Annotated in this window: 11 protein-coding genes; 5 read left to right on the forward strand and 6 right to left on the reverse strand. The window is 36.9% G+C overall.

The window, feature by feature from the left end:
* Positions 1 to 1021: 1021 nt before the first annotated feature.
* The 3 genes from MUA90_RS01275 to argF form a co-directional block, all read right to left on the reverse strand.
* A complete protein-coding gene (locus MUA90_RS01275) occupies positions 1022 to 2587 on the reverse strand; it encodes a YfcC family protein (protein ID WP_199790685.1) in 1566 nt (521 codons plus the stop codon).
* Between the two features lie 433 nt (positions 2588 to 3020).
* Positions 3021 to 3953 carry a carbamate kinase gene (gene arcC, locus MUA90_RS01280; RefSeq protein WP_105994402.1) on the reverse strand — a complete coding sequence of 311 codons (933 nt, stop codon included), beginning with the start codon at positions 3951 to 3953 and terminating at the stop codon, positions 3021 to 3023.
* Positions 3954 to 3967: 14 nt separating this feature from the next.
* The gene (argF, locus tag MUA90_RS01285) at positions 3968 to 4972 is read right to left on the reverse strand and encodes an ornithine carbamoyltransferase (RefSeq protein WP_262587847.1); all 1005 of its coding nucleotides are present in this window, start codon (positions 4970 to 4972) and stop codon (positions 3968 to 3970) included.
* A gap of 474 nt (positions 4973 to 5446) precedes the next feature.
* Between argF and MUA90_RS01290 the strand changes: the two genes are divergently transcribed.
* On the forward strand, positions 5447 to 6481 hold the full coding sequence (locus tag MUA90_RS01290; protein ID WP_262587849.1) for a DUF4352 domain-containing protein: 1035 nt from the start codon (positions 5447 to 5449) through the stop codon (positions 6479 to 6481).
* Positions 6482 to 6612: 131 nt separating this feature from the next.
* Positions 6613 to 7539, forward strand: a complete 927-nt coding sequence (locus MUA90_RS01295) for a DMT family transporter (protein ID WP_262587850.1) — start codon at positions 6613 to 6615, stop codon at positions 7537 to 7539.
* 66 nt (positions 7540 to 7605) lie between these two features.
* Here MUA90_RS01295 and yidC read toward each other — a convergent pair whose 3' ends face one another.
* Positions 7606 to 8469, reverse strand: coding sequence for a membrane protein insertase YidC (yidC, locus tag MUA90_RS01300; protein ID WP_114604337.1), 864 nt, complete (start codon positions 8467 to 8469; stop codon positions 7606 to 7608).
* Between the two features lie 176 nt (positions 8470 to 8645).
* A complete protein-coding gene (locus MUA90_RS01305) occupies positions 8646 to 9236 on the reverse strand; it encodes a hypothetical protein (protein WP_262587852.1) in 591 nt (196 codons plus the stop codon).
* A 187-nt stretch (positions 9237 to 9423) separates the two neighbouring features.
* Between MUA90_RS01305 and MUA90_RS01310 the strand changes: the two genes are divergently transcribed.
* Positions 9424 to 10197: a hypothetical protein gene (locus tag MUA90_RS01310; protein ID WP_262587853.1), complete on the forward strand. Its 774-nt coding sequence runs from the start codon at positions 9424 to 9426 to the stop codon at positions 10195 to 10197.
* Positions 10198 to 10287: 90 nt separating this feature from the next.
* Here the strand turns inward: MUA90_RS01310 and MUA90_RS01315 are convergent, their stop codons facing one another.
* Positions 10288 to 11157 (reverse strand): LysR family transcriptional regulator, encoded by an 870-nt coding sequence (locus MUA90_RS01315; protein WP_262587854.1) that lies wholly within the window; start codon positions 11155 to 11157, stop codon positions 10288 to 10290.
* 168 nt (positions 11158 to 11325) lie between these two features.
* Here MUA90_RS01315 and MUA90_RS01320 point away from each other — a divergent pair, with 168 nt between their 5' ends.
* Together MUA90_RS01320 and MUA90_RS01325 are read left to right on the forward strand one after the other, a co-directional pair.
* Positions 11326 to 12366 (forward strand): ABC transporter ATP-binding protein, encoded by a 1041-nt coding sequence (locus MUA90_RS01320; RefSeq protein WP_262587856.1) that lies wholly within the window; start codon positions 11326 to 11328, stop codon positions 12364 to 12366.
* A 2-nt stretch (positions 12367 to 12368) separates the two neighbouring features.
* Entirely contained in the window at positions 12369 to 13403 is a 1035-nt protein-coding gene (locus MUA90_RS01325) for an extracellular solute-binding protein (protein ID WP_262587858.1), read from the forward strand.
* The last annotated feature ends 83 nt before the right edge of the window (positions 13404 to 13486 follow it).

Here is a 13486-nt window from a genome sequence, read left to right on the forward strand (position 1 = left end):
AACTAACTTCATGAGGTTTGACAGTAAGATGATCAATCAACTATTTGTTTATCGGACAGCTGGTAAAAAAATAACTTATGAAAGGCAATCTATTTCATAACGGTTATGTTATTTCCAGTTAAAAATCCAGTTGGACATAAACACGCACACATCTATTAGTCACTTAGAACTCGAAAAGTATATGATTTTTTGTAAAACAGACATAGAAACATTACAGAACGCAGTTGTAGAAAGAGAGAACATAACTACGATGAAATGCCTGATAGATAAATAAAGGCTGATCATAATTATATGCAACTAGAAACATGGATGCAGAAAAGATAAAGAGGAAAACTGCATTTCAAAAATTATATGATTGATCACAGCGCTTTCTCCTGTGTATCAGTCATCCAACTGCTAGGCTTTATAGTATGAAAGATAGAGAATTGCTGTAAAGCCTATCCCAATTTAACATTTGATTTCAAAGCAGCATTTTAATGGTTGGTGCTGCCTGAAAGAAATCAACTGATACAGGTCCCACTTCACACAGAACTACTAAGTATTCAGACAGGATGTAAATTCTATATTTAGTTCTACAGATTTTTCCAACTAGGTTAACGCAGTATTTTTTCCAATTAAGATACTGCGTTGGCCGCTATAATTGCTCTAAAGATGTAAACTCTACATCAGCCCTTAGGAAGGGATTTTTGTTGCTTGCATAGCATGCATACACATAATAGTTGATTCTTTTCTTTATGAGGGGAGCAGTGTTCAGCTGTTCCCCTTATATAGTTTTATTGTGCTTATAGAGATAAGCATTTTGAATTAGTGCATCACTTTCACTACTTTTTTCTTTAAAATAAATTGAAGCCTGTTGCTTAAATTAAGCAGCGGGCTTTTATTATGCCAAGTTATATGTAAAATGCAGATAAAAAAGGTGGATAGGGGATAAAATTACGAGTTTCTTCCTATATAAATGTAAAAAGCGGAGATTCTTTCGAACCTCCGCTTAGATTTAAGGTATAATATTTTTTATCTTTGGTTATGAATAAATCAATACTTGTGTTACTAACATGGCACCACCGAATACCAGTACGAATACTACAACCGGCCATACAAATCGGAACCAGTGAGAGTATTTCATATCAAGCATTTGCAATGTAGCCATTACAAGTCCAGTTGGTGCTAAGAATAGCATTGCGTATTGTCCGAATTGGTATGCAGTAACAATAACGAATCTTGGAATACCTACTGTGTCCGCTAGCGGCGCAAAGATAGGCATAGATAGTACTGCTAAACCAGAAGATGACGGTACGATAAATCCTAAGAAGAAGAAGATTATTAATAAGATAATGATAAAGATCGGACCGCTCACATGAGATACGATATCAGAAGAGAATTTCAAGATAGTATCTGAAATTAAGCCTTCATTCATAACAAGGTTGATACCGCGGGCTAAACCGATGATTAATGATACACCTACTAAACTTGATGCACCGTTGACAAAGGCATCGACGGTTCCTTTTTCTCCTAATCCATGTTTACCCATACCGGCAATGAACATGATGATGATTGTGACAGATAAGAACATTGCGGCCATAACAGGGAACCACCAACCTTGTGTCATAACGCCCCAAACCATTAATGGGAATGGGATAACGAACAAGATTAAAATGATTTTTTTACGCCATGTAAATTGATCCGCGTGTTCGTCTTTACCCATAACTGACCATTGTTCATTAAATTTATCTCGGTCTTCATATGAGTAAGATGCTTTTGGATCTTTCTTGATTTTTTGAGTATACCAATATAAGTATCCGATAACGAATATGGCACCGACAATACAACCTGCTAAACGCCAATACAATCCTTCTGTAAATGTAGTACCTGCAGCGTTAGAGGCAATTACTACAGAGAATGGGTTGATTGTTGAGAACGTAGTTCCGACGGAACTTGCCAAGAATATGGCACCCACACAGACGATAGAGTCATAGCCCATGGCTATAAAGATAGGCACCAGTATTGGATAGAAGGCGACGGCCTCTTCCTCGATACCACATAAGGTACCGCCTAGAACCATGAGGATAGATACCATAAATATGAGCACAAACTCATGTCCTTTTGTTTTCTTCGTTAGGGCTAACAGTCCAGATTCGAATGAACCGCTTGCGCTAACGACCCCAATTAATCCACCAAGTACAAAGATAAATACCATGATATCTACGGCTTCGATTGTACCGTGTACCATTGCATTTGTGATTTGTGCTGGTCCTGCTGGATTTTGTTCTAATCGTTCATAAGTATCAGGAATGGAAATCGGCTTGTTAATTGCGCCGGATTCAAACTGCTCGATATTGATTTTAACTCCGAGTTTATCCAATTGTTCTTGTGTACCAGGTACTTTCTTAATTTCTTTCTGAGGATTCTCGATTTTCAACTGATCAGAACCAGGCTCATAGGAAAGTTTAGAATAGGCACCGGCTGGAATGAGCCAAGTTGCGATGACTGCTACTACTGTTAAAATGAATAAAATGGCAAAGGCGCCAGGCATTCGCAGTTTAAATTTTTTCTTTTTAGGTGGTTCAGTTGATTCTTTTGCAGCATTCATTTCATTTGCATGATCCATACTAATCATCTCCTTATAAGCAAAGGAGCGAAAAATGCAGCTAGTATATTTAAAGATAGAATAGAAAGACAAGATGCATTTTTTGTCCCTTACTATTAATCGCTTTTCAAGCTATGCTTAAAAAGCAGTGTTAAATTTATATTCAAACGTTATTCAAGCAGGGATAGTGTGAGGTGCAGTTATCATATTAACTGAGTGTAAGAATACTCTTTTTTAAAACGTAAAATTTTTTTGTCAGTGATGAGAACTGACAACCTAATACCTATTTGCGATAGAATATGAATATAAATTATGTAATGAAAATTTATAAAAAAGCCTGAACAAGTTGTAACAAAAGTTGAATTGTTCAATCGTGTTCAGGCAATTTTTATAATCAATTTAATATACTAATCACTTAGTTGTAAGTGAAAATGGTCTACTTCTTGATCACTGTACCCACTTTGCCTTCTAATGCAGCATCTAGATTTTCTAGAGAAGTGATGAGTACTTCGCCTTCTGGGTTCTTTTCAATAAATTGCAGAGAAGCTTCAACTTTAGGTAACATACTACCTTTTGCGAATTGACCTTCTTCAATATATTTTTCCATATCAGAAGTTGTGACTTCAGTTAATTTTTCTTCGTTTTCTTTACCGAAGTTGATGAAGATATAATCAACTGCAGTTAAGATAATCAATTTATCAGATTTGATATGTGCTGCAAGAATAGCACTTGATTTGTCTTTATCGATAACTGCGTCTACACCTTGTAAATCACCGCGGTCGTTTTTAACAACTGGGATACCGCCACCGCCGCCGGCGATAACAAGAGATCCGTTATTGATTAAGTCTTCGATACTTGGTAATTCCACAATTTCAATCGGTTGAGGTGATGGTACCACTCTGCGGTAACCGCGACCTGAGTCTTCTACGAATGTGTAATCACGTTCTTTAGAGATTGTATCTGCTAAATCTTTGTCGTAGAATTTACCGATTGGTTTTGTTGGGTTCTCGAAAGCTGGGTCTTCTTTAGATACAACTGTTTGTGTGACTAAAGTCACAACAGGTTTTTTGATATCTAAATTGTGTAGTTCGTTTTGTAAACTTTGTTGTAGTTGATAACCAATGTAAGCTTGACTCATTGCGCCGCATTCTGGGAATGGGAAAGCTGGACCTTGATCATGTTCTGCCGCAAAGTTTAATCCTAGGTTGATACTGCCGACTTGCGGTCCGTTGCCGTGACTGATGACTACTTCGTGCCCTTTTTGAATCAATGCGACAAGTGATTTTGATGTGTTTTTCACTAGCTCTAATTGTTCTTGTGGGGAATTGCCTAAGGCATTTCCGCCTAATGCTACTACGATTTTAGCCATGCTTTATGTCCTCCTTATCCAATATCTCCTAGAGTTGCTACCATTACAGCCTTGATAGTGTGCATACGGTTTTCAGCTTCTTGGAATACTACTGAGTGTTTGCCTTCGAAGACTTCGTCAGTTACTTCCATTTCTTTTAAGCCGAATTTTTCGTAGATATCTTTACCGACTTTAGTGTCAGTGTTGTGGAATGATGGTAAGCAGTGTTCAAAGATAACATGAGGGTTGCCAGTTTTTTCGATCATTGCTTGGTCCACTTGGTAAGGTTTTAATAATTTAATACGTTCTTCCCAAACTTCATCAGGTTCACCCATAGATACCCAAACGTCTGTGTAAAGAACGTCTGATCCTTTAACACCTTCGTCAACGTTGTCAGTTACTAAGATTTCGCCGCCGTTTTCTTTAGCGATATCTTTACAACGGTTTAATAATTCGTCAGTTGGGTTTAATTCTTTTGGACAAACTAAGTTGAATTTCATACCCATGATTGCTGCACCTTGCATTAATGCGTTCGCAACGTTGTTGCGTCCGTCACCAACGTAAGTGAAGTTGATTTCATGGTAAGGTTTTTTCAATACTTCTTTAGCTGTTAAGAAGTCAGCTAATACTTGAGTAGGGTGATCTTCGTCTGTAAGACCGTTCCATACTGGAACACCTGATTCTTTTGCAAGTACTTCAACAGTACGTTGAGAGAATCCGCGGTATTCGATGCCGTCATACATGCCGCCTAAAACGCGTGCTGTATCTGCTGCTGTTTCTTTTTTGCCCATTTGAGAACCAGTTGGTCCTAAGTAAGTAGTACTTGCACCTTGGTCTGCTGCTGCAACTTCAAATGCGCAACGAGTACGAGTTGAGTCTTTTTCAAAAATTAATGCAATGTTTTTTCCTTTAAGCGTTTGCTGTTCGATTCCAGCGTATTTAGCTCGTTTTAAATCTTCGGATAGGTTCAATAGGAACTCCATCTCTCTGTTTGAAAAATCTAATAATGTTAGGAAATGTCTGTTTCTTAAGTTTTGCATTCTAATACAACTCCTCTATGTGATTGATTTCACATTAATTGTAAACGCTTTCCATTGGTTTCGTCAATGCAATGTTGCACAATTATTATAAATTTATCGTTAAATTTGTCAGAGAAGTTACCATTATGCATTAGGTAACTTCAAACGTGCATTTATCGCAAATGCAAAAAGGAAATTATTCATTAAATTGTATGAATAAATATCCCGCTTTTATATGTATTTCCTAATAGAAAAGTCTTAATCCTAATTTCTACAAAAATTACAAATTTACACAGTCATATTCACACAAACCTTGCAAGATACATGGGTTATAGCGTTTAAATCACGCTAAATTTATTATTTCTTAACAAAAACTCAAAAATAGATTGCTTTGTGTTAAAAGTATTATAAAATGTTGTTATACAGATAATTTGATGTCGAATACATTAGCTATCTAAGAATTTTTACAACTAAATACAGAGTGGAGAGAGACAGATGAAGAGACTTTGGTTTTTATTGGTAAGTGTATTATTTTTATTAGCAGCCTGCAGCGGCGCAAAGTCTGAAGAAAAGACTGAAACAACAGAAAGCAGAGGAAAGGCAACAGAACAAATGAAAACTTTCCGGGTGGGTCAAATCGTAGACGCCGACGGCGTCGATGTACGTGTCGTTAAAGTAGAGTACATTAATGATTATGATGAATACAGTGCACCTGAAAACGGCAAAGCATTAAAAGTAACTTTGAAATTTAAAAATAACAACAGTGATCAAGTACTTGTAGATTCAAGTGCATTTACAATGAACGTCAGAGGAGAAACTTATCCTGATTGGTATGGCGGCGACGGTACAGACGGTATGTTCTCACATCAATTAAATCAAGGTAAAACAGCTACAGATACATTAGTATTTGATGTGCCGGACGCAAAAGTCTATACCTTAGAGATGGATACGTACTTCAAAGACAGCAATGTAAAAGCAAAATGGAATCTGCATCAAGCACTTATCAGAGAAGGCAAATCACATGACAGCGAGACAGAAGCAGCATCAGAAGAAAAACCTTCTAAAACAAAAGATGATTCTGAAGATTATCCTTATACAGCAGAAGAATACAATGCATTAGTAGATGAGTATAATGCACTGACAGATGGAGAAAAAATGAATCATGTGACACGTGGAGTAACCAATAAAGAATACAATGATTTAGCAGCACGTGTTGAGAAACTCTATGAAGCATTAGGTGAAGAATGGGAAAAAGAATATCAAAAACAATTAGATCGCGAAGAAGCCGAATGGCAAAAAGAACAAGACCGTCTCGATAAGGAATTCGATGCGGAAATGAAGCACCAAGATGAGGCTTATCAACGTGAAGAAGCTGCACGTCAAAAGCAAGAAGAAGCCGATCAACGTGCTTATGAAGCTGAAATGAAACGTCAAGATGAACAAGCCGCAAGAGAAGAAGAAGCAATGAGAAGACAAGAAGCTGAACTTCAAAGGCAAGAAGAAGCTGCAGCTGAGTCAGAAGAATATTAGTGTAAATGAATATGCAAGAAAGAGCTGCCGAAGTAGGCAGCTTTTTTATGCTTTAAAAGATGCGAGTGTTATTTATTAAACGATATTGCTTTGATATACTAATCTAACTAAGACTAGAAAGAAGGTAACTTATGCTGTTTTTATTCTTATTAGGTTTGGCAGCTGGTATGGTTGTACCGGTTCAAACATCTATTAATACAAAGCTGATACGATTTACACATTCGTCCTTTTATTCATCAGCGATTTCATTTTCAGTAGGGGCTATTTTCTTACTGTTAGTTAATTTAATCGTGACACCGAGTCACTTTACGCCGAGCTTTTTTGCCAATCAATCTTTGAATTATACATGGTTTGTAGGCGGATTGTTAGGTGTTATATTTTTAACAGGAAATTTATTGTTATTTCCGCGTTTAGATGCATCGTTAACAGTGATTATTACCATTGCCGGACAAATTATTATGGGAGTTATTATAGATACTTTCGGATGGTTTAATGCGGATGTTCAGGCATTTACATTTTTAAAATTCGTCGGTGTCTTACTGTTATTTATCGGCATTATTGTGATGAATTATGTGCGTAATAAGCAGAAAACTGAACCTTCAGCAATGGTATTGCCATGGCTGGTTATCGGCTTTATGTTCGGATTTGCGCCTCCGATTCAAACCGCGATTAACAGTCAGTTAGGTCAGCAAGTACATAGTTCGCTGTTTGCTTCGCTTATCTCATTTTGTATTGGTGCGATTGCACTGATAATCATTACAGCGTTTGTAAATCGTTCATTTAAACTTTCAAAATTCGAACCGAATATCGGCAAGATTAAACCGATTTATTTTATCGGCGGTATATTAGGTGTGGTATTCGTAACAGCCAATATTATTTTAATGCCGCATCTTGGCGCTGCACTGACGACCATTGTCGGAATGCTTGGTCAAATGTTAATGGGTGTGATTATTGACCACTTCGGTATATTAGGTGCGAAACAGAATAGAATCAATGCCCGTAAAATTGCAGGTATTATTTGTATTTTTATCGGTATCATTTTACTGCGTTTCTTTTAAAGACAGTTGAATATTAAGACATAAGTATAGCCCGGGAAATAACGACTTCCCGGGCTTTAGTATTGCTTATTTTTTCTTTTTCTTCTTAGCAACGACTTTTGTATTTTTAGGCTTTTTATCTTTGCCTTCTTTTTTCGCTTGTTCGCGTTTAATACGTGCCACTTCTTCATCTGCGACTTTACTGTAATATCTATTCGCAAAGAACATTTGAACAATCATAAAGATGGCACTGACTGACCAATAAAGGCCAAGTGCAGATGCTGATGTTAATGAAATATATACGATGAAGATAGGTGAAATGATCATCATCATATAACCCATTTGACGTTGTTCTTTAGGCATGTTCTCTAAACTTACAAGTGATTGCAAGAAGTAAAGTACACCGGCAATAATCGTAATCCAAATATCTGGTTCAGTCAGTTTGAACCATAAGAAGTTCGGATGATCTAAAATGCCGCCTTGAGATGGCCATTTTAATGCGACATATAAACCGAATAGTACAGGCATTTGAATTAAGATTGGAAGACAGCCTAACATGTTTTTCATCGGATTGATGTCATATTTTTTATAGACTTTCATCATTTCTTGCTGTGCTTCCATTTTTTCTTCTTGTGTACGCGCACGTTTAACTTTTTCTTGTGCTTCTTTCATATCTGGTTTTGCAAATTCCATCACTTTACGCATGATTTGACCGTTCTTAGTTTGGCTTAACATAAACGGAAGCATTACCAAACGAATCACTAAGACAATGACGATGATTGCAAGTCCATAGTTATTGTTAAGGTTATGACCTAACCAATGCAGCAACTGATCCATTGGTTTTGCGAATGTGTTAAAGAAGAAACCGTCTCGGTTGGAACTCTTCGAATAATCACAACCCGCAAGCAGTACCGTCGTGAGTGCAAGCAACAGTATGTATTTGATTTTCATATTTCTCTGCCTTTCTCTCTTTAATTGAAAAATAATCAGGACTTATTCCCTAGAAACTCATTGAAAAAGCAACCCGCTCTCAGGTTGCATCTCGCATTTACACTATATCATGTACACTTACAAGATATAATCCTAACATAGAAAGTGATGCGATTAAAGAGAAGAAAGACAGCTGTTTATTCCTTGCTGGCTTTCGCTTGTTTTTCACGTTTTTCTTTTTCAGCTTCAGCGACTGCGGCACTCCAAATAATAAGATTTCCAACAAGTGTTAAGACAAAAGCACCGATGATTAAAGGCGTATTAAATGGAATATGCAGCGGCATAATTATCAGCAATAAGTAGTAAATCAATCCTCCGATAATGATTTGTCCAAGCAGATTAAATATACGGCTAAGCATAGTAGGTGCGTACATAATCATTATTGATGGAATGTTGAAAACACTGTAAACCGCATAACAAATTAATATCATTTCGCCTATTGCCAAAGTAGAAGTGTCAATAATTTTTAAAAACGGAATAACGGTAAGTATATGTATAAACGCAATGAAAAAGTAAATGAATGCCAATGTTTCTATTATCGATTCTATGAGATTTTTCAATAAATTAATAATTGGGTTTAAATCAGTTAAACGATTCATTTCATAGATATAATCAATTGAAAAATTGAGCAGAAATGATATGACGAGAATGATGATAAAAGCAGTCGATACTTGTCCAGTGAATAATTGGCCTAGAAATTGGATGCCTGTTTGCCATGCCTCATTCATCTTAATATGACCTCCTGTTTCTTTGTATGTTATCAGTATATATGTAAATTTAAACCTAAATCAATTGTTATTTTATTCAGTTTATCTATATAGGTATTAATCAGTTGTTTGAAAATTTATAAGAAGTTAAATCTAGACAAGTCAAAGCTTTATATTTTAAAGGTACATTGAAACTGGAGGTGGAGTTATGAAATCAATACTTTTAAAATCAAGCTGCGCCATCGGCGCAATGTTCATGTTGCTGCCAAGTGGCCAAAGTCACGCACAAGTTGATCAATATGAAGTGAAGGTGTATGCGAAAGCAGACAAAATTGTGAAAGATAATCGTCATATTCAACACGACATTTTAGAACAGTTAGGTTCAGAAGATAAGGATGAAGACTTCTCTGTACAATACATAGATGACGCAAAGCGTACAAACTATGGTCAAAACATCACTTATCGTGTCAGAAAATCCGAAGAAGATACAGAGACTAAACTACAGTATAAGAAACGTTATCCCATCATGAATGGCGATGTAGAAAGTGCAGTATCTAAAGCAAAGCAAGACGGCTTTCAAACAGATGAATATGAAGTAGAGTATGGAGAAGGCAAGCAAACATTAAGTGCTTCTAACGAAGCAAAAGTCAGCTTAGGCAGTCAATTACCGGATGTCTCAAAAAGTTTAGAAGTGTTGCAAGCGAATGCTAAATCACCGTTTAAATCATTGCTTCAATTTTCAAATCCGTCACTTATCGGTCCTGTTCATTTTGAACGCCATAAAGGAAATATAGGTGGCAATGAAGTGAAGATTGAAAACTGGGATATCGGTTCAAACAATGTCGTTGAAATCTCTTCTAAAGTATCAAGTGAATCAGAGGCTAAAAGCGTTCAGCAATCTATCATTCATAAATTAGATACAATGGGTATTCACGAAACTAACGATCAATTAAAGACAGATATGATCTTTTTAAATTATTAAAGATTAACGCTAAACGGCATAACAAAGGTATTAGATGTATAGAGGTAAGGCTTCCCGGTCAGTGACGTGAGACTGACGGGAGGCCTCTTTTTATTTTAGTTGATACAACAATGAAATGAAGTTTTGAATGATAGGAGTAATGACACGGTCAGACTTATAAGCGATTGAAATATGACGTTCTGCCGGTGCATCCGGAATCGCTTTGCTGATGATATTAGGGTGTGCCACAGCACTGGCACTTAACAAACTGATGAAGTGTGAATCTCGAATTGTCTCGATAATACTGCTCATGCTGTTCGACTGCATGACGGGATACAGCTGGATGAGATTTGTATGTTTCCATTCATCAATTTTTTCTTTAGTAGAACCGCTGCTATGAATAATCAGCGGATAGGATTGAATATCTGAAACGGTGATTTCAGGTTTGTCGGCTAACGGGTGCTGCTGATCCATGACTAGCATTAACGGATCTGAAAGCAGTCGTTTGATTTCAATATCATGGTCTTCAAGTCCGCTCTCAGAAATCACCGCAATTTCTACATCTCTATGTTTTACTTTTTGTATGGTATTCGGTGCCGTATCGACTTCTAGTTGAATATCGATATCCGGATAACGTTCCATAAATGCTTTTAAAGTTTGAGGCAAAATCCCATAAATCGGTGCGTGACTAGCGCCGATTCTAAGTGTTCCTCTCTTAGAAGTATTATAGTCTCCTAATATGTTTTCAGTTTCCTCAACTAACGCTAAAATTTTAATGCTGTTTTGATACAGTATTTGACCCGCTTGTGTTAATGTAATCAGCTTTCCCTTTTTATGATAGAGCGGCACATGATGTGCAGCACTTAAATTCTTTAAATGAAACGTCACAGTAGGCTGTGTGATATTCAGCTTCTCTGCGACCACATTCACATTTTGATCTTCAACGAACTGTTTAAATATCATCATTTGCTTAATATTCATCATTAGTCTCCTCTATCTATGTAGTGACATCACAATATATAAAAAGACATAGAGAAACTCTATATCAATATACATACTACATTGAAAATATTGATAGTTTGTTAATGCTGTATTTAATATGCATTAATATCTGTTGTTTATAGTTGGCATTGAAGAGAGGTGAAAGCAGTGGCACTTGAAATTCGTCATTTGAAAAAAGCATTTGGTACTCAATCGGTTATTAAAGGTGTGGACTTAGATATTGCTGAAGGTGAGTTTGTTGCTTTGCTTGGCGCATCCGGCAGCGGTAAAACTACATTACTGCGTTTAATTGCCGGCTTAGAAAAAGCAGACAGCGGACATATTGAACAAAACGGTCGTGTCTTCTTTTCAAATCAAGACAAAAACATCAGTCTGGTTCCTTCACGCCGCAATATCGGAATGGTCTTTCAAGACTTTGCCTTATGGCCGCATATGACAGTCTTTGAAAATGTTGCCTATCCTTTACGAGTTAAAAAAGATACCAAAGGATTAAAACAATGTGTCAATGAAGTCTTGAAAGAAGTTCATTTAGAAGGTTATGGGAAACGTAAAATCCATGAATTATCCGGCGGACAGCAACAACGTGTCTCTTTAGCACGTGCGATTGTTTCAAAATGCGAACTGATATTAATGGATGAGCCCTTATCTGCTTTAGATGCAGGGCTGCGAGAAGATATGCGTCTGTTAATACAGCGCTTAGTGAAACAATACAACATGACCGCAATATTCGTAACACATGACCAATACGAAGCTATGACTATGTCAGACCGTATCGCAGTCATGCAAAACGGCACAATCGAGCAGTTTGATACACCGGAAAATTTATATGCACATCCGAACACCGAAGCAGTCGCACGCTTTATAGGAAAAGGGACATTCCTAAAAGGCACATTATCCGAACAGAATATGCATATTGACCAGACAGCGCTTAAATTGCCGGTGAACCATACACAAGGAACAGGGCGCAAAGGTTTGCTACTTAGACCAGAACACATTTACAGAGCACAAAAGGGTTATGAAGCTGTAATTGCTACAGTGAGTTATACAGGTGAACGTTATGAATATACCGCATACATAGAAGGTGTCACGGTTATGTTTTACGATGACGCCTACTTTGATGAAGGTGACAAAGTGACTTTGCAGTTTAATATATCGCAACACTATCTCATTAATTTGGAGGAGAAATAAAAATGAAACGTATTGTACAGTTCAGTATCGCAGTGATCGCAATGGTGTTTATACTCGCAGGTTGTCAAAATAAACCAGAAGGAGACAAAGCACAATCATCAGAAAGTAAAGATTCAGGAGACAGTAAGGACAAACTTGTACTTTATACTGCAGGTCCTGATGCATTAGTAAAAGATATGGTAAAAGACTTTGAGAAAGAATCAGGCAAGAAAGTTCAAGTATATCAAGGCACAACAGGTGAAATCTTAGGACGTATAGAAGCAGAAAAGGATAATCCGAAAGCAGACGTCGTTCAGTTAGCTTCATTACCTGCAGCGCTGGATTATAAGAAACAAGACAAGATTGAACCGTATAAAGTTAAAAATGCTGATAAGCTGTATCCAGATTGGCAAGACAAAGAGGGTTATTGGTACGGTATCGGCGGCAGTGCACTTGGTATCTCTTACAATACTAATAAAGTCAAAACAGCACCTAAAGATGTTAAAGACTTATTAAACAAAGAATATAAAGATGCATTAGCGATTCCGAACCCATCTGAATCAGGTACTGCTTTAGATATGTTATCTATCAAAGTTCATAACAATGACAAACAAGCATGGAGCGACTACCAAGCATTAAAAGATAACGGTATGAAATTAGCGGGTGCGAACAAACCTGCACTTGAAACAGTAATCAAAGGCGAAAATAAAGCTGTCTACGGCGGTGTAGACTATATGGTCTATAAAGCGAAGAAAAAAGGCGAACCTGTAAATATTACTTTCCCAGAATCAGGTACTGCAATTTCACCGCGCCCAGCATTCATTTTGAAATCATCACAACATAAAGAAGCCGCAAAAGCGTATATGGATTATGCGACAGGTGAAAAAGGACAAAAACAAGTTGATGCGCACTTCTTGATTCCAAATGATAAATCAGCGCATAAGAATAAAGAGACAAAAGCACGTGAAGACATCAAAGAATTGAAATACGACTGGCCATCATTATCAGGAGAAAGCGAAAAAGTACTTAAAAAATTCATGAGCATGATGAAAGGTTAAAACAAAGTGATGAAAAGGTGGTCCAACCAGCAAAACAAACAGACATTGTTTTGTTGTTGTACCGCCTACTTTTTTACAGATTG

It is taken from the genome of Staphylococcus sp. IVB6181, assembly GCF_025561445.1.
GTDB lineage: Bacteria > Bacillota > Bacilli > Staphylococcales > Staphylococcaceae > Staphylococcus > Staphylococcus simulans_B.

Bases quoted from the DNA above. Each gene is read 5' to 3' on its own strand.
- MUA90_RS01275 (WP_199790685.1), bottom strand. From the start codon at position 2,587: ATGAATGCTGCAAAAGAATCAACTGAACCACCTAAAAAGAAAAAATTT.
- arcC (WP_105994402.1), bottom strand. From the start codon at position 3,953: ATGGCTAAAATCGTAGTAGCATTAGGCGGAAATGCCTTAGGCAATTCC.
- argF (WP_262587847.1), bottom strand. From the start codon at position 4,972: ATGCAAAACTTAAGAAACAGACATTTCCTAACATTATTAGATTTTTCA.
- MUA90_RS01290 (WP_262587849.1), top strand. From the start codon at position 5,447: ATGAAGAGACTTTGGTTTTTATTGGTAAGTGTATTATTTTTATTAGCA.
- MUA90_RS01295 (WP_262587850.1), top strand. From the start codon at position 6,613: ATGCTGTTTTTATTCTTATTAGGTTTGGCAGCTGGTATGGTTGTACCG.
- yidC (WP_114604337.1), bottom strand. From the start codon at position 8,469: ATGAAAATCAAATACATACTGTTGCTTGCACTCACGACGGTACTGCTT.
- MUA90_RS01305 (WP_262587852.1), bottom strand. From the start codon at position 9,236: ATGAATGAGGCATGGCAAACAGGCATCCAATTTCTAGGCCAATTATTC.
- MUA90_RS01310 (WP_262587853.1), top strand. From the start codon at position 9,424: ATGAAATCAATACTTTTAAAATCAAGCTGCGCCATCGGCGCAATGTTC.
- MUA90_RS01315 (WP_262587854.1), bottom strand. From the start codon at position 11,157: ATGAATATTAAGCAAATGATGATATTTAAACAGTTCGTTGAAGATCAA.
- MUA90_RS01325 (WP_262587858.1), top strand. From the start codon at position 12,369: ATGAAACGTATTGTACAGTTCAGTATCGCAGTGATCGCAATGGTGTTT.